Annotated in this window: 14 protein-coding genes and 1 tRNA gene; 6 read left to right on the plus strand and 9 right to left on the minus strand. The window is 54.1% G+C overall.

Translation table 11 applies throughout. From position 1 onward, the window contains the following. Positions 1-98: 98 nt before the first annotated feature. Positions 99-881, plus strand: coding sequence for an AraC family transcriptional regulator (locus Q1L34_RS21125; protein ID WP_004858362.1), 783 nt, complete (start codon positions 99-101; stop codon positions 879-881). A 24-nt stretch (positions 882-905) separates the two neighbouring features. Here the strand turns inward: Q1L34_RS21125 and Q1L34_RS21130 are convergent, their stop codons facing one another. Genes Q1L34_RS21130 through Q1L34_RS21140 form a run of 3 tightly spaced genes read right to left on the minus strand, consistent with a single transcriptional unit; the run spans position 906 to position 5,026 of the window. Next, positions 906-2,693, minus strand: coding sequence for an aryl-sulfate sulfotransferase (locus tag Q1L34_RS21130; protein ID WP_327204270.1), 1,788 nt, complete (start codon positions 2,691-2,693; stop codon positions 906-908). A gap of 24 nt (positions 2,694-2,717) precedes the next feature. Further along, positions 2,718-3,461: an ABC transporter ATP-binding protein gene (locus Q1L34_RS21135; protein ID WP_064359945.1), complete on the minus strand. Its 744-nt coding sequence runs from the start codon at positions 3,459-3,461 to the stop codon at positions 2,718-2,720. Beyond that, on the minus strand, positions 3,458-5,026 hold the full coding sequence (locus Q1L34_RS21140) for an ABC transporter permease (protein WP_327204271.1): 1,569 nt from the start codon (positions 5,024-5,026) through the stop codon (positions 3,458-3,460). The genes Q1L34_RS21135 and Q1L34_RS21140 overlap by 4 nt, the downstream gene beginning before the upstream one ends. 220 nt (positions 5,027-5,246) lie before the next feature. On the opposite strand from Q1L34_RS21140, the gene Q1L34_RS21145 reads away from it, so the two are divergent. After that, entirely contained in the window at positions 5,247-6,314 is a 1,068-nt protein-coding gene (locus tag Q1L34_RS21145) for an ABC transporter substrate-binding protein (RefSeq protein ID WP_015585073.1), read from the plus strand. On the opposite strand, the gene Q1L34_RS21150 is transcribed toward Q1L34_RS21145, so the two are convergent. Beyond that, positions 6,311-7,255 (minus strand): LysR family transcriptional regulator, encoded by a 945-nt coding sequence (locus Q1L34_RS21150; RefSeq protein ID WP_032716725.1) that lies wholly within the window; start codon positions 7,253-7,255, stop codon positions 6,311-6,313. The genes Q1L34_RS21145 and Q1L34_RS21150 overlap by 4 nt on opposite strands. A 341-nt stretch (positions 7,256-7,596) precedes the next feature. Between Q1L34_RS21150 and Q1L34_RS21155 the strand changes: the two genes are divergently transcribed. Further along, entirely contained in the window at positions 7,597-8,163 is a 567-nt protein-coding gene (locus Q1L34_RS21155; protein ID WP_004858341.1) for a C40 family peptidase, read from the plus strand. A gap of 676 nt (positions 8,164-8,839) precedes the next feature. Here the strand turns inward: Q1L34_RS21155 and phoE are convergent. After that, positions 8,840-9,892: a phosphoporin PhoE gene (phoE, locus tag Q1L34_RS21160; RefSeq protein ID WP_004858338.1), complete on the minus strand. Its 1,053-nt coding sequence runs from the start codon at positions 9,890-9,892 to the stop codon at positions 8,840-8,842. 290 nt (positions 9,893-10,182) lie between these two features. Between phoE and proB the strand changes: the two genes are divergently transcribed. Together proB and proA are read left to right on the plus strand one after the other, a co-directional pair. Further along, complete coding sequence (gene proB, locus Q1L34_RS21165) at positions 10,183-11,286, plus strand: glutamate 5-kinase (protein WP_004858334.1); 1,104 nt, start codon at positions 10,183-10,185, stop codon at positions 11,284-11,286. A 10-nt stretch (positions 11,287-11,296) separates the two neighbouring features. After that, positions 11,297-12,550 (plus strand): glutamate-5-semialdehyde dehydrogenase, encoded by a 1,254-nt coding sequence (proA, locus tag Q1L34_RS21170; protein ID WP_064368288.1) that lies wholly within the window; start codon positions 11,297-11,299, stop codon positions 12,548-12,550. A 49-nt stretch (positions 12,551-12,599) separates the two neighbouring features. Here proA and Q1L34_RS21175 read toward each other — a convergent pair whose 3' ends face one another. The 3 genes from Q1L34_RS21175 to Q1L34_RS21185 are packed head-to-tail and all read right to left on the minus strand — an operon-like array spanning position 12,600 to position 15,953. After that, positions 12,600-14,630, minus strand: a complete 2,031-nt coding sequence (locus Q1L34_RS21175) for a glycosyltransferase family protein (RefSeq protein WP_327204272.1) — start codon at positions 14,628-14,630, stop codon at positions 12,600-12,602. Further along, a complete protein-coding gene (locus Q1L34_RS21180; protein WP_015585076.1) occupies positions 14,620-15,579 on the minus strand; it encodes a glycosyltransferase family 2 protein in 960 nt (319 codons plus the stop codon). Before Q1L34_RS21180 ends, Q1L34_RS21175 begins: the two co-directional genes overlap by 11 nt. Next, a complete protein-coding gene (locus tag Q1L34_RS21185) occupies positions 15,579-15,953 on the minus strand; it encodes a GtrA family protein (protein WP_032716723.1) in 375 nt (124 codons plus the stop codon). Before Q1L34_RS21185 ends, Q1L34_RS21180 begins: the two co-directional genes overlap by 1 nt. A 339-nt stretch (positions 15,954-16,292) precedes the next feature. Here Q1L34_RS21185 and Q1L34_RS21190 point away from each other — a divergent pair. Continuing rightward, positions 16,293-16,368, plus strand: a tRNA-Thr gene (locus Q1L34_RS21190). Positions 16,369-16,712: 344 nt separating this feature from the next. Here the strand turns inward: Q1L34_RS21190 and Q1L34_RS21195 are convergent. Continuing rightward, complete coding sequence (locus Q1L34_RS21195; protein ID WP_004858320.1) at positions 16,713-17,099, minus strand: hypothetical protein; 387 nt, start codon at positions 17,097-17,099, stop codon at positions 16,713-16,715. Positions 17,100-17,422: the final 323 nt, after the last annotated feature.

Below are 17,422 nucleotides of genomic sequence, written 5' to 3' on the forward strand. Positions count from 1 at the left end.
TTCTCCTCCATTCAGAGTCATCACGATATAGAATAACGACATGGCTGACTTACGATTAAAAGCCATCATCTTACGATTTTCAGCCAGAAGGATGCGTCATGCGCAATATTGCGGTGAACGATGTCGATGACCTCCCGCGCCGGGTGCTGGCGCTGGGTAGCGATTACCCGGCCAATACGCAGCTGGCGCGCCACAGCCATCGCCGGGCGCAGTTTCTCTATGCCATGAACGGGATGATGAAGGTGGAAACGGATGACGGGCAGTGGCTGGTTCCGCCCTACAGCGGCGTGTGGATCCCGGCTACCCGCCCGCACCGGGTGCTGATGCCGGGAGTCAGCACCCACAGCCTGTACATCGAACCGGATGCGGCGCCGCGTGCCGGAGAACGCTGCGAGGTGCTGCAGGTCTCTCCCCTGTTGCATCAGCTGCTGCTGAGCGCCTGCCAGCTACCGCTGCTTTACCACGAAGACGGACACGATGGCGCGTTAATCGAACTGGTTTTGCATGAGTTGAAGGCCGCCACTCCGCTGCCGATGTTTACCCCCCTGCCGCAGAGCGCGCCGCTGGTTGCGCTGTGCAGCGACTTTCTGCGCCAGCCGGATATTCACAGCACCCCGGAACAGTGGGCCGCCAGGCTGAATAAAAGCGCCCGGACTTTTCATCGCCTGTTTCGCCAGCAGACCGGCATGGCATTTCGCGACTGGCGCCAGCAGGCCTGCCTGATGTACGCCCTGACGGCGCTGCGAGAAGGCAGAACGATCACCGACGTGGCGCTCAGCCTGGGATATGAACACCCGGCGGCCTTTACCAGCATGTTTCGTAAAACGATTGGCCAGGCGCCCACCGCGTTTGTCCGCCAGATGAACGGCGGCCCGGTCTGACGCCGCCGCCCTTTCCAGTCGGCGTTACCGCACCGCGCTCTGCAGCCAGTCCAGCAGGCTCGCCACGGAGAGATCCGCCGGGGCCCGCGCCGTCGGTTGACCCGATTTCACCATCAGCAGCGCAGGTAAACCACGAACCCCCAGCGCTGTCGCCAGTTCCTGATGGCGATCGGCATCCAGATAGCGTGTCTCCAGCGCCGCCAGGTGGCTTGCGAGGTTCGCATGACCCAGCAGCTGCCACAGCTTACGGCAGTGGACGCAGCGTTCGGCGCCGACGAACAACAGCAGCGCAGACGCACTATGCAGCTCGCTTTCCGCGCTCAGCGCTGTGAACCGGCTCTCCGCGACGCGGAACAGTTTCGGGCTGCGACGCAGGGTATCGTTATCGGTCGCCACACACAGCGCATCGGCGCTTTTACTGTAGGGCTGCACGCCGGCGACGCGCACCACGCTCTGCGCCGGACCTGCCGCCGCTGCACCGGGCTGGCGTAAAGTCCGCACGTCAACCGCCGCAATCGGGACTTCGGACGGTTGCGCCAGCTGCGGGATCCAGGCATACGGAATACGGTAGGCGCGGTAAACCATATTGTTATTCAACGTCTTGCCCCAGAATGGCGAAATATATTCCCAGACAATTTCATGGTCTCGGGTCACTTCAAAAATGCGGCCGTTGGAACCTTCGTTGATGAGGGTATTGCCGTTTTCCAGGCGCTGCATATTGCTGATATACGGGCTATAGAACCGATACGAATCGGTTGGCTGCGGGAGATCCGCCTCATACGGCGAGTAGCGCCATTCGATATCGAGCGTCACCGGGTTGATCTCAAGGATCCGCGAATAGTCGCGCCAGGCATTTTTCACCCCGTCCGCCGACGCCGGATTGGGGGCGCCGTACCCGGCCCAGCCACCGTTATCGAAGATCAGAATATTGCCCGCCCCCGGCAGTCCCTGGGGGATCATATGCGCATGGTGCTGGCCGATAATCCAGCCGATGTGCTTCAGCTCCGGTTTGCTGTAGTCCGGGCCGAGCTGCCAGACGATCTTGCCGCTCTGTTTATCGATAATGGCGATAATGTTGGATTCGCGCGCGTCCCAGATAATGTTGTCAGGATGGAAACGCGCGTCGCCGGCGTCATACCATTTGTTCGGTCCCAGCGTCGACATGGAGTTGATGTGCATCCAGTCCCCCATCCCGCCGCCGCTGGCGCGCATATTGGGGTTATTACGCAGCGCCGCACGCGCCGCGTCGTCAAAACCCAGCTCGTGGAAATGATCGCTGCAGCGCCATTCCCACACCACATTGCCCTGCCAGTCGACCTCAATGATGGTGTCATCGAGCAGCAGCTTGTCGGAAATCTCTTCGTTCACCAGGTTGGTGTGGGCCAGAATCAAGGTGTTGCCGCCGTCAACCTGCGGCTCCAGCCCCGGAGCGTAATAGCCCACCGGATTCCCGGCGCGCTGATAATCATGGTGCGCGCGCGCCATCCAGCGTGGTGTCTGACCCGGGTCGCTCACCTGCTCATAGCGGTCAAATTTCCAGGTGATATTGCCTTCCCAGTCCACCTGAATCAGGTCGAGCATATCCTGCATACCGTAACGGGGATCGCGTTCGCCGCTGTGGCCCAGAATCGTCCCGCCGGGCAGGATCTTATTCGGAAAGCCGTGCAGCTCGGGCCATTCACGGACCACGTTGCCATTCATATCGACCAGAATCGCCCCGCGTTCGGTGGCCTGAAAAACGGTATAGCCGCTCCATGCGCGCTGCGGATCGTAAAGCGTGGCGCCGGTCGGGTAGACGGAAGGATGTCCCATGTTGTCACTCCTTAAATAGTCAAATCAGGCACAAGTAATCAAGTTACGAATCTGGCGGCAGGCGGCGGAGAACAACTCATCATCGCGCTGTCGCGGATGCGGTAGCGCCAGCGTCACCACCTCACGAATCCGACCCGGACGGGGAGAGAGCACCACGACCCGGTCGGCCAGCGCCACCGCCTCTTCCACATCGTGGGTCACCAGTAGCGTGGTGGTCCCCGCGCTGCGATGAATATGCAGCAGCTCCTGCTGCAGGGTATGGCGCGTCAGGGCATCCAGCGCGCCGAAGGGCTCATCAAGCATCAGAATTTGCGGACTGGCGATCAGCCCACGGGCAATCGCCACCCGCTGGGCCATCCCGCCGGAAAGCCGGGATGGCAGCGCATGGGCGAATTCCTGCAGCTGTACGCGCTCCAGCATCGCCAGCGCGCGCTGGCGCTTCACCCCACGACTCAGCTTTTCATCCGCGAGGCCCAGCATCACGTTGTCGATCACCGTCAGCCACGGAAACAGCCGCGGCTCCTGAAAGACGATACCGCGCTCTTTGCCCACGCCGCGTACCGGCTCGCCGTTGATGCGGATCTCCCCCTGCGTCACCGGCTCAAGGCCAATCAACATCCGTAGCAGCGTAGATTTGCCGCAGCCGCTGCTGCCAACCAGCACCACCAGTTCGCCGGCGGCGATATCGAGGCTGAAGTTCTGGAGTGCCGTCACCTGTTGCCAGGATTTACGCACGTGGCGAAAAGAGACCAGGGTCGAGGCGGTCATAGTTGCTCCTGTTGGCGCCAGCGGGTGGCGCGAGATTCCAGTAAACGTCCGGCTTTATCCAGCGCCGCGCCGGTGATACCAATCAGCACCATGCCGCAGAGAATGGTCGGCATATCCAGCAGCTGCTGGGCGTTGATCATCAGACTGCCGATACCGGTCCCGGAGGACATGAAATATTCCGCGCCGATGTTGCCCAGCCATGCATAAATCAACGCCAGGCGCAGACCGGCAAATATGCCCGGCGCCGCCCCCGGTAAAATCAGCGCCCGCAGACGGGTCAGCGGGGCAAAGCGCAGCACCTTTGCCACTTCATCAAGCTGCGGATCGCGCTGGCTGACGGCCTGCAAGGTGCTGAAAAACATCGGGAATAAAGAAGCCAGGGCGATAAACACGATTTTTCCGCCGTTATCGTTGCCGACCCACGCGGTCAGCAGCGGCAGCCAGGCAAAGAGCGCGATATGGCGCAGGACATTCAGCGTCGGGGTCAATATCTGCCCGGCGCGCGGACGCAGGGCCAGCAGCAATCCGCACAGCAGCCCAATCGCGATCCCCAGCGCGCCGCCGGCAAAGGCCCGTCCCAGACTGGCCAGCATCGCAACAGGCAGTTCCCCGCTGACCGCTCCGGCCATAAAGCGCTGCGCCACCGCCAGCGGCGAAGAGAATAATGTGCTGTCGATCCAGCCGCGATGGCTGGCCAGCTGCCACAGCACCAGCAGGATCAGCGGCAGCTGGAATGCATGCCAGCTGGCCCGCGGCTTCCAGGCCAGCCGTCCGGTAGCGGCCTGCGGCCAGAAGACCAGCCGGGCATAGACCCGGTTGGCCGCCCACTCCATCAACAACCCGCTCAGCCCCACCACCGCGATGGTGACGAAGACAATATCCAGCTGAAACAGCTGGCGGCCCCAGACCATCAGGTAGCCGATCCCTTCCGACGAGGCCAGCAGCTCGACAACAATCAACGACACCCAGGCCTGGGATAGCGCCAGCCGCAGGCCGGTAAACCAGCCCGGCAGGCTCGCGGGAATCACCAGCCAACGCAGCCTCTGCCAGCGGGAAAAATTCATCACCTGCGCCGCTTCCCCCAGCGCTGGCGAGACGCTGGTCACCGCCAGTTGCGTGTGGATAGTCATCGGGACAAGAGTGGTTTTGACGATAACCGCCAGCTTCAGGCCGTTATCGATGCCAAACAGCACCATAAACAGCGGGATCCAGCCGAGGGTGGGGATCTGCGCCAGGGCATAAAATAGCGGTTCTACCCGCTGAGCCGCGGCCGGTACGAGACCAAACAACGCCCCCAGGAGGGTACCCGCCGCTACCCCCAGCAGCAGCCCGACGGCCAGGTGCTGGAGGCTAAACCCCCATTGCGCCAGCAAATCGCCGCTGAGGAGCGACAGCGCGGTATCGGCGACGACCGCCGGGGCGGGCAGGATCTGCTCCGGCATCCAGCGCTCTACGGCGGCGATGTGCCACAGCAGCACGATCAGCGCCGGCAGCAGCAAGGGCCAGCCGTTTAGCCTGATAGCAGGCCAGGAGAGCCTGCGTCTTTTCAAGATCATCTGCGACATAGCGGTCCGTTTTGAGTGAAATCATCACCCTATAAAACCGTCCTCGCCGTCTGGCGTCATTGCGTTTGGTGAATAATCCCGATGCAACAAATGCATCTCAGCCTGGCGGACAGGCGGGCTCTGATTTAGCTTATTTTTGCCTTTGCTCTGCGAATAAAAGCATTTAACAGGACGCGGTGAGCCTCTTTAGGGTGAGAAAAAACTCAGGGAGTCACCACCAATGATGAAAGCTATTTTTACCCGTACGGCGCTGGCGCTGGTTGCCGTAGTTACGCTGATTGCCAGCGCGCAGGCCGAGAGCCTGCGCACCATTCGCATTGGCGTGCCGGATCAAAGCGCCGGCAGCAAACCGTTTATTGAAGGGCCGGTCGGGATGGCCTTTATCCGTCATCAGCTGGAGACGGTGTTTAAACCGCAGGGTGTGGAGGTGCAGTGGCAATTCTTCAAGGGCGCCGGCCCGGCGGTGAATGAAGCGCTGGCCAACCGGCAGCTCGATTTTGTCTATCTCGGCGATCTGGCGGCGATTATCGGCAAAGCCAACGGTCTGCCAACCCGCCTGCTGCTGGGCAGCCGCGGGTCGGAATCCTACCTCGCGGCCACCAGAGCATCGGGAATTAAACAGCTGGCAGACCTGAAAGGGAAACGCGTGGCGGTCTATCGCGGTACCGCAGACCAGCTGGCCTTCGATCGCGCCTTGCAAACCGTCGGGCTTAGCGAACGCAATATGCAGGTCATTAATCTCGACTGGAGCGCCGGGAAAGCCGCGTTGGCCGCCGGTCGCGTGGATGCGGTGTGGGGCGGCGTCTCGCTGCTCGCGCTGCGCGGCGATAAGATTGACGTGGTGGTAAAAAGCGGTGATTCAGGCCGGCAAAATACGACCCAGGCGGCTTTTCTCGGAACTCAGGACTTTATTCAGGCCTGGCCGCAGGCCACCCAGCAAATTATTGACGTGCTGGTGAAAAACGCGGCGGAAATCAGCAACCCGGCGAATCGCGAGACCTGGTCGGCAGAGATGGCGCAGCAGAGCCAAATTCCACAGGCGCTGTTCCTTGAGGATCTGCAGCCGCAGGATCTCAACTTCAGCACTTCGCCGCGCATCGACCCCTTCCTGGCCGACAGCTTCAGCAGCAGCGTCGAGCAGGCCAAAACGGGTCGCCTCATTCGCAACGCCTTTGCGGTAACGCAGTGGGCAGACGGGCAGTTTGTCGAACAGGCGCTAAAGACCCTGCAGCTGGAAAACCACTGGCCGCAGTATGATAGCCAGGGCCAGGCGGCGAACGCCGGCTAAGCCTCCTCTTCCTGCGCCAGCAGCTGGATCTGATGCTGGCGGTCGGTATGCAGGATAATATCGATAAACCTGGCGACCAGCGGCGAAAGCGCGGCATGAACCGGGGAGATCACCGCGAAGCGGGTCTGCATCAGCCGCCACTCTTCCGGAAGGTTGCTGAGCTCCAGCTTCACCAGGCGATGGCTGTGCTGACACAGGGCGAAGCCGTCTTCGCTGGCAAAGCTTATCGCCTGAGTGTGCGCTAGCGTCGACAGCAAGGCGTAGACGTGATCGCATTGAATCGCCGGGGTGAAATCCTGCCGCTGGCTGAGAGTCGCCAGCACTTTTCGCACCCCAGGAGGCAGGTACGGCGCGGCGAAGGGATAGCGCAGCATCTCCTCAATGGCTACCGGGCCGATCTGAGCCAGGGGATGGTCGGCATGACAGATGAAAAAACAGCGCTGCGGGTTGAGCGGCTGTACCCGCAGCTGCGGATCCAGCTCCGCATGCCAGCTGTCGGCCACCACAAAGGGAAACTGCTGGGTCGTCAGCGCGTGATGCAGGGCAAACCAGTTATCGACCTGAAAGCGCACCCTCGCCTGCGGGAGACGGCGATGAAACTCTCCGATGGCCGCCGGGATCAGGCGCGCCGCGGGCGCCGGGCCACAACCGAACGCCACTTCGCCATTTTCACTATCGTCCGTTTCCCCCAGCAGGCTGCTCAATTCAATGTTTAACTCCTGGAAACGGCGGGCGTAGGGCAGCAGCTTTTGCCCGTGTCGCGTCAGCGTCGGCAGCTTATTCTGCCGGTCGAATAAAGGATGGCCGACGCTCTGCTCCAGCGACTGAATACTGCGGCTGAAGGCCGATTGCGACAGGCATACCGCCTCGGCGGCGCGGTGAAAACTACCGTATTCAACCAACGCGACAAAATTGCGCAGCTGGCGAAAATCGAGATGCATAAGCTTGCCTCACAGGGACCTGGAGCGGACAAAGTACTGGACACCGCCCCCAGCGTGCAATGGCCGGATGATGAGGATCTTTCACCTTCGGCAAAGAGAAAAGAGTCATTAACATCAGATGCGTCTTATAGGCGATCGCGAAATAGTGTTTCATGGTGAAATAATTTATTAACAAGCGACACCACAGCTTTTTCTCTTATATTTAACTGGAGCAATGAAAAACGTGAAGTAACAAGTTTACTCTACGTAAGGTTTCGTAAATTTTTCAGCGAACCATTCTGACAATATAGCGGATACGCTATAAATACCCACGGCCCATTCCCCTCACGAAAAATAACGATATGACGCCTAAACTTGCTCACGCTTTATTATTGGTGCCTTTTTTGATTCTGGCAGGATGCTCATCTTCATCTAAACATCCGCCAAAAACCGCCGCCAAACACCAATATGCCCCGATCGATAGCGGATCTGACGATCTGATTCCGGTGGTTGCCGCCCTTCACGATCAAATGCACACCTGGCACGGCACCCCCTATGAATGGGGCGGTACCGAGCAAAGCGGCGTCGACTGTTCCGGCTTCGTCTGGCGAACGCTCAAGGACCGCTTCAATTTGCCCATGGATCGCGTAACAACGGGCGATCTCCTGCATATGGGCGTCCGCGTCAGCAAGCAGCAGCTCCGTCCGGGGGATCTGGTGTTCTTCCGCATTCGTGGCGGGATGCACGTCGGTTTCTATGACACCGAGCACAACTTCCTGCACGCCTCCAGCAGCCAGGGCGTTATGCGCTCCTCGCTGGACAACCCTTACTGGAACTCGGTCTTCTACCAGGCGCGTCGCCTGCCGAAAGAGTATAACGCGCAGATCACCATGAATAGCGACCATCAGCACCTGGCTAAAAATCATTAACCCATTTCAATAAAAAACCGCAGCAATAACGCTGTAATGCCGATCGTTTAAGGGTCGGCAGACCGATTTGGCAGAGGTGTAAGAATCGGTCATCTCACCGAGATGACCGATTCTTATGCGGCGCTGTCAGGTTTTCAACATATCTGCAGGAGTTTCTGGCTCGTGTGTTCTGTGGAATATTCCGTTCACGTGAGGTTCCGCACGCTGCTTTTTCCTGCGCTGCAGGTGAACGGCCCCCTGCGGCATGTCCTGTTATTCCATGCTGACCATTCCGCCGCTGAAAAACCTTCTGCAAGGATATCGCAACGTGACGGCCACGGGAGGACAGCGCGGGAGTTAAGGCGCCTCAGGAAAACGGGCGAGAACGCAGGTGCGCATCGAGAACTGGCCGCCAGATGAAGCCGGAGTGGAGCATACCGCGCAGCGCCCATTTTCAGCGCAATGCCGTTCCCCACAGCGGGTATGAGAAAAGGGGCGGATTCACCGTGAACGGAACATGCCACCGTTCTGGCAACAACAAACGTTCGCACAAACCACCGTTTACCGGCTCGCCCTGGCCTGCGATAAAGCAAAAAAAATGCTGGTCACCTTTAAGTGACCAGCATTACAGCAATAACGCTGCGGTTTTTTGTTCCGCCAGCCAACCGCCTCGGGAGTCTCCTTCGGCGGTCGCGGATTAGAACTGGTAAGTCATACCCAGTGCGACGATGTCGTCATTGTTGATAGCGAGTTTATTATCGCTGTTCAGCTGGTTGATTTTATAATCAACGAAGGCGTTCATGTTTTTGTTGAAGTAATAAGTCAGACCCACGTCAATATAGTTCACCAGGTCCTCGTTACCAACGCCTTCAATATCTTTGCCTTTTGACAGCACATAGCCCAGAGACGGACGCAGACCGAAGTCGAACTGGTACTGAGCAACGGCTTCAAAGTTCTGCGTTTTATTGGCAAAACCACCGCTGATTGGCGTCATTTTGCGGGTTTCAGAATACATAGTGGCCAGGTAAATATTGTTGGCGTCATATTTCAGACCGGTCGCCCAGGCTTCCGCTTTTTTACCCGCGCCGCGCGCCAGCAGGTTCTGATCATTGGTACGGTCAGAGCTGGTATAGGCCGCGCTGATGGCAAAATCGCTGCCGCCGAAGTCATAGCTTAACGAGGTCCCGAAGCCGTCGCCGTTCTGTTTTTTCGCTTCGCGGCCTTCGTTTTTACCCTGATATTGCAGAGTCATATCCAGGCCATCCACCACGCCGAAGAAATCGGTATTGCGGTAGGTTGCCAGACCGCTGGCACGCTTGGTCATGAAGTTGTCGGTCTGAGCGGAAGAGTCACCGCCGAATTCCGGGAACATATCGGTCCAGGCTTCAACGTCATACAGGGCGCCGAGGTTACGACCGTAATCGAAAGAACCGTAGTTTTTCAATTTCAGGCCGGCAAACGCCAGACGGGTTTTCTGGGTGGAGTCGCTTTCCGTTTTGTTGCCGGAGAATTCAGATTCCCAACGACCGTAGCCGGTCAGCTGGTCATTAATCTGCGTCTCGCCTTTGATACCGAAACGGACATAGGTCTGGTCGCCATCTTTACTGTCATAGTCGCTGATGTAGTGCATCGCTTTGACTTTGCCGTAGACGTCCAGTTTGTTGCCGTCTTTATTATAAACTTCTGCTGCCTGTGTAGCTGAAGAAGCGACAAGACCCATCATCATTAATGCCAGTGAGCTCTTTTTCATTATTCAGTCCTGGTGATTTATTTATACGCGCTAATCAATTCCGGGCGAAGGCCCCGTGAAAAACAGGAGGTTTTTTAACGCTCCGATATTAAAAATTTATGACAATGTGGAACTTTTTATAAAAAAGAGTGTTTAGATGTTTCCGTCATAAATTTGTCATCGTGTTACTCCACAATGCCCGATCTCGCGCAATAAAGTGGCTCGTCCAATACGCCAGGTGTTGGCAAGCGGCCTGAGTCCTGTTACAACATCAGCTCGATATCGATATTCCTTTTGAACGGCAGAGAATCATGAGTGATAGCCAGACGCTGGTGGTAAAACTGGGCACCAGTGTTTTAACGGGCGGATCCCGTCGCCTGAACCGCGCCCATATCGTCGAATTAGTGCGTCAGTGCGCACAGCTGCACGCGATGGGCCACCGTATTGTCATTGTGACCTCCGGGGCGATTGCCGCCGGGCGTGAGCACCTCGGCTACCCGGAACTGCCCGCGACCATTGCGTCGAAACAGCTTCTGGCTGCGGTAGGACAGAGTCGTCTGATCCAGCTGTGGGAACAGCTGTTTTCTATTTATGGTATTCACGTTGGCCAGATGCTGCTGACCCGTGCGGATATGGAAGATCGCGAGCGCTTCCTCAATGCCCGCGATACCCTGCGCGCGCTGCTCGATAACAACATCGTGCCGGTCATTAACGAAAATGACGCCGTGGCGACCGCCGAGATTAAAGTCGGCGATAACGACAATCTCTCCGCGCTGGCGGCAATCCTTGCCGGCGCCGATAAGCTGCTGCTGCTGACCGACCAGCCGGGTCTGTTCACCGCCGACCCGCGCAATAACCCGCAGGCGGAACTGATCAAAGATGTCTACGGCATTGATGACGCCCTGCGCGCCATCGCCGGCGATAGCGTTTCCGGCCTCGGCACCGGCGGTATGGGAACCAAGCTGCAGGCCGCCGATGTCGCCTGCCGTGCAGGTATCGACACCATTATTGCCGCCGGCAACCGTCCTGGGGTGATTGCCGATGTGATGGAGAGCGTGTCGGTCGGTACCCGCTTCCACGCGCAGGAATCGCCGCTGGAGAACCGCAAACGCTGGATCTTCGGAGCCCCGCCGGCGGGTGAAATTAGCGTTGATGCCGGCGCCACCCAGGCGATTCTGGAACGCGGCAGCTCCCTGCTGCCAAAAGGCATCAAAACCGTCACGGGTAACTTTTCCCGCGGTGAAGTTATCCGCATCCGCAATAGCGAAGGTCGCGATATTGCCCACGGCGTCAGCCGCTATAACAGCGACGCGCTGCGCCTGATTGCCGGCCAGCACTCGCAGCAGATTGATGCCATTCTGGGTTACGAATACGGCCCGGTTGCCGTGCATCGTGACGATATGATTATCCGTTAAGGAGCTGAAAATGCTGGAACAAATGGGCATTGCTGCCAAGGCGGCCTCGTACAAACTCGCGCAACTCTCCAGCCGTGAAAAAAATCAGGTGCTGGAAAAGATCGCCGATTATCTCGAAGCGCAGAGTGAAGAGATTCTGCGTGCGAACGCCGAAGACCTGACGGAAGCGCGCGCCAATGGCTTAAGCGACGCGCTGCTCGACCGCCTGGCGCTTAACCCGGCGCGTTTAAGCGGCATTGCGAACGATGTTCGCCAGGTGTGCAACCTGGCCGATCCGGTCGGCCAGGTGATCGACGGCGGTCTGCTTGACAGCGGTCTGCGCATCGAACGCCGCCGCGTGCCGCTGGGCGTGGTGGGGGTGATTTATGAAGCCCGTCCTAACGTCACCGTCGATGTGGCTTCCCTGTGCCTGAAAACCGGCAATGCCGCGATTCTGCGCGGTGGGAAAGAGACCTGGCGCACCAATGCCGCCACGGTGAAAGTGATTCAGCGGGCGCTGGAGGAGTGCGGGCTGCCGGCCGCGACGGTCCAGGCGATTGAGAACCCGGATCGCGCGCTGGTTGGCGAGATGCTGAAGATGGATAAGTACATCGATATGCTGATCCCACGCGGCGGTGCCGGTCTGCACAAGTTGTGCCGCGAGCAGTCCACGATTCCGGTGATCACCGGCGGGATTGGCGTGTGTCATATTTATATTGATGATTCGGCCGACATAGCTGAAGCGCTGAAGATTATCGTCAATGCCAAGGTTCAGCGCCCAAGCGCCTGTAACTCGGTAGAAACCTTGTTGGTCAATCAGCATATCGCCGACCGTTTCCTGCCAGCGCTGAGTAAACAGATGGCGGAAAGCGGCGTGACGCTGCATGCTGACGCCACCACCCTGCCGGTATTGCAAAACGGCCCGGCAAACGTCGAGCCGGTGAAGGCGGAGCAGTACAACGATGAGTATCTGTCGCTGGATCTGAATGTCAAAGTGGTCGCCGGCCTCGACGAGGCCATCGCCCATATCCGCGAGCACGGTACCCAGCACTCTGACGCCATCCTGACCCGCACGTTGAGCAATGCCAACCGCTTTATCAACGAAGTGGATTCCTCTGCGGTATACATTAACGCCTCTACCCGCTTTACCGACGGCGGCCAGTTTGGCCTCGGCGCAGAAGTGGCGGTCAGCACCCAGAAGCTGCACGCGCGCGGCCCGATGGGCCTGGAAGCGTTAACGACCTACAAGTGGATTGGTTTCGGCGACGATACGATTCGTGCTTAAGTCAAATCGGCAACGGCAGTGAAATGGGGGCGATTGCCCCCATTTTTATTTACTGGTTAATATCCAGGCTATCACAGGCAGAAGAGCCATTATTATCAATAATCAAGGTAATATCTTTGTTGTGGAAATCACGCATATCGAAAACCACGCTCTCCGCTGTGGCAATATGCTTTTCTACACGATGCGTCGCATCTTTGATAATCGCTTTCACCCCGTCAGTTTTCCCGCAGTTTTTATTGACTGACGTAATACGTAAGGTGTCATATTCCCCGACGAACATCCTGACAACAGTCGGCGTTGTCGCACCAGGGTGGGCGTAGATTCGGCCTTCACGATACATACTAAACTGACCCCAGGTGTCGCCCTTCTCTATCGCCGCGCTGAGATAACTCTCCGTAAGATTGTTTTCATACTCCGCTTTCCATGAGGGGTAGGAACGGGAAAATTCATCAATCATGCTTCGGTATTCATTGATTGTATACGGCCTGATTTTTTCATAGACGTATGCCTGAACACCGCCGCTGAGTATAAATGGCTGACTCACTCTTTTATAAGCGGCACCAATGCCCTTACCTTCCAGGATAAGATTATTTGGCAGATATATAACCTGTTGTCCATGAATCCCAAGGTGCGTTTGAGCAGGGTCGGTCACAATAGCATAACGAGAACTAAAGGCTTCAGTCGCCAGTTTATCACGCAAATCTACCTGCGAGACGTTGGCGATATGGCTGACAAATGATGCCGGTGATATGGCTGAAAACAGATCATTATTAAGTGAACCGCTGGATGCAAAAACAGCCACCTTATCATCTGGTTCAACACGCGCACTCATAAAGGCAATCAGCTCATGATAATGGTCAAAGTTTTCTAATCTGAGAGGATACTCTTTGCCTGGCAGATAGCGGCTAACTAATTCCGGTTTACCGAATGGTTTTGAATACGTGCTAATAAAGACTGCAACCGTAAATAATGAGAATGCGATCGTAAGCGCTATCGCCAGCCCCTTACTTAACCTATCAAAGAATAGTTTCAAAGCCGAAAGCACGAGTATTGCCAACCAAAAACAGAATGGCATTCCATGCTGCATCCCTGGCGTCTGTGTTCGGGTAAATATAATATAGGTGATGATAAAATTAGCTAAGGCAAAAGCACAAAGAATTTTAAGCCGAAAACTGGTTCCAAAAACAATATATAACCCACCCACTAAAATTAATGGCACCAAATATAAACCAGCATAATTCAGGGTTATAAAGAACGTTGCTTGCTCTGTTGCTTTGTATGCGGAATAAATATCAGAATAGTTGGTCGTCAGTATTCTCTCCGCCAGTTCAAACTGAAAAACACAGACTAAGAAAATAACTACCAGCCCAGAAATAGTAAAGAAAATAAAGTATTTTAATATTCTTTCCTTACTAAACCTAGCCGTTTCACCAAACAAAAAAGTATTTAAGAAAGGTAACGTTACAAACAATGAAACTACGCTATAGGCATACCACCGCCGGAATGCAAATGGCAACCATAGTAATACTCCCATTGCGATTGCAAGTAATACAAAGCGGAACCCTCGATAATTTAATATATTAACTTTAAACAGAATCAAGCAGCACAGCGATAATGGAATCATTCCTATAATATCAGGATAGCCACGCAATGTTGGCGTGATAAAAGGAATAAAACTTGCCAGAAAAACAAAGATATACGGCTGGTATTTTTTGTCCACATCTGCAGCAGTCGCAAACAAGCGCATTGCAATATAAGCAAATGGCAACAGATAAAGAATATACACACCCAATATATAAGCTTCCCGGTTTCCTATCGGCAGATAGTTAAACGGGATCAGTGCAATGACTGGCAAAGGATTATAATCAGCTGAATAGACTGAAGATTTTATACTAGCAAGCCATTGACTAAATGAGCCTTGCAGTAAGTCAGTATACTCATTCCATACCACCCAGTAAAATCTGGAATCCCATGTATAAGCCTGATTTTCACTTGCCACAAAGGAATAACAAAGTACTGATAGTATGGCGATGAATGCCACATACAATATTCCTCTGCTTATTTTTTCGTTATTCATCATCAACCTTCTGCTGCGTTGTTTTTTCGATAAAATATTTAGGCCGAGCTTTAGCCTCCATATATATCTTACCTACATACTCACCAATGATGCCTAACGATAGCATCTGTACCCCGCCGAGGAAGAAAATAGCGATCATGACTGAAGCCCACCCTTCAACGGTATTTCCTGAGAATTTCTCAAACAGCGCATAAATTGCTGCAAACACCGAAAGAATACTGATCGCAAACCCTGAGATTGCGATAATCCTTAATGGGGTAATGGTCAGAGAAGTGATGCCTTCAATTGCCAGGGCAAGCATTTTTTTTAATGGATACTTCGACTCACCGGCCAGACGTACTGTTCTCGAATAGGCGACCTGGGTGGAACGGTAACCAATCAGTGGTACTAATCCACGTAAATATAAATTTTGCTCTTTAAAGCTCAGCAGCGCCTTTTTTGCGCGATCGCTCAACAATCGAAAATCGGCATGCTGTGGAACCTGCTGAACGCCCATCCACTTCATACAACTATAAAAGAGACCCGCGGTTTTTCTTTTAAATGGCGAGTCAGATGCCCGATCATTACGTACACCATATACAATCTCATTACCATTGAGGTACTCTTTAACCATTAACGCAATAACAGATGTATCATCCTGAAGATCTGCATCAATGCTCACGGTAATATCCGATTCGGCGGCCTCAAGACCCGCAACCAGGGCTACCTGATGACCACGATTTCTTGAAAGCTTAACTCCTTTAACCGTTGAGTAATCCATCGATGCCTGAGCAATCAACTGCCACGTTGAGTCACGGCTGCCATCATCAACGAATAAAATATAGCTATCAGCGGAAATCAGTGTTGCCGTGACTAATTCCGCCAGAACCGCTTGTAATTCAGATAAGCAGTGACTGAATACTTCTTCCTCGTTGTAACATGGCACAACAATAGCCAACTTTGGTTGTTTCATTATTTCATCACCCAGAGTTTATTAATTAAAAAACCAGCAATTGTATAAACAATCATGCCACATAACTGAGATATATAAGTCAAATCAGGGAATATTAATAAAAATATTTTAACTGTTATAATATTTGCTACCCAGCATATTGCACAAGATGCCAAAAACTTTATAAACCGTTTGCCGCTCAGCGCTTTTGAAAACGTAAATAACGAATTAACGACAAAACTAAACAGAATACCTACCACATACCCCATGGCATTTGATAGATATATCCCAACCCCGGCAGACATTAATAAAAATATCACCACCGCAGTTATTGCTGTGTTCAATAACCCCACCATTACATATTTCAACGCGGGATTAGAAAGTATTTTTTTCACTGCATCACCCTATTATTAACCACCACTGATTTTATCATTCAGGGGAAAGCTGACAACTACTAAGGTTAGCCAGTGGCCTTTAGTTGCATACAGTTAGCATTTTTACAGCTCTGGTAGGCTGTAGTAATGGCGTTTTGAAACGTGTCGCTAAAGAGCAGCTCGCGCCCATCCCCTGAGCAATTCAGGTCAATGATCGTCGTAGAAGTGGACAATTTGATGTGTAATACCGTGCAGATGCTGGAAAAATAGCCATTCGATACAAGAGGGCATTGACGCCCCCTCCACTTAGTTTTAACCTTTTACCCCGTGATTCACGTTCGTGGACGCGTCCTCTTCAGGGCCGATATAGCTCAGTTGGTAGAGCAGCGCATTCGTAATGCGAAGGTCGTAGGTTCGACTCCTATTATCGGCACCATCACTTAAAGATCCTTATAAATCAATATGTTAAACTTAAAGGTCTGCCTTTAATTCATCTATAAGAATCGGTAAATCATCCCTCATAGCTGCCGTTATGGTTGATATGGCAATTGGGATGTTAACTGTAACGGCCTGTCGTTGTACCGCTCGAACAGGTGCAAGCTCAACTCGAAGCTGATGACTTCCAATGTCTCAAAATTGCCCAATAAACGCTTAAAAGTTACGCATTCAGCTCCGATGCCCCTTACAGTGCTTCCTGAGGTATACCTAAATGAATCAGCAAAGGAGGAAGTCAGAGGAGGAGTTAACAGAGAGGCGATGATAACCAACGCCCCTGATAAATTAGCTATTTTGTGCGTTTGCGGCCGCAATTCTCACGCCACAGATAAAATCCCCCATGCCAGCACCAACGCTGTTACCATCGGCTACGTAATCGCCCTGAAAATCTAATCTCCCATCCATACCGAAGAAACTCAGCTTTCCGAAGCCATTGTCACAATCCGCATTTTTGATGCTGACTTTGTAGTATTTGATTGTCTTATCGCTTTTGTTATCGAACATCATAAGGATAGATGACTCGCCTTTGATGTTTTTGAAAGTACCCTTTTTAGCTGAATACTCAGTGGTGTCATTAGATGCAACCGAAATCCAGTTACTTGAATTTTCTGCAATAGCAACCTGTGACAGAAGAAGTACCGACAAGCCCAGCCATGAGATTTTCTTAACCATAAACGCCATTCCATTTATAAGAGTTTTCTTAATTCTATCCACGCTTTCAGTAACGTTCAATGATGCATCACAGACACTGCTATTTATCAGAGGGGGCAGGGATGCTTACATCGGCACCAGATGCCTCCGCCATCATAGAGACATTTCCAACGCTATTTTCCCGTATGCAGGCGCAGCCAGTCGCTGAGGTTAAACCGTCAGTGCGGCTCAACATGTTAAGTAAAATTGCGATGCATGTCGGGGCGGAAAATGCCGGTCCATTTGCAGGCATTGTGGGGTTGAACCGGCACTGATTACAGCTAATGCGAGCTGAAAATCGGGAG

It is taken from the genome of Klebsiella ornithinolytica (genome assembly GCF_030505655.1).
Taxonomy (GTDB): Bacteria; Pseudomonadota; Gammaproteobacteria; order Enterobacterales; family Enterobacteriaceae; genus Klebsiella; species Klebsiella ornithinolytica.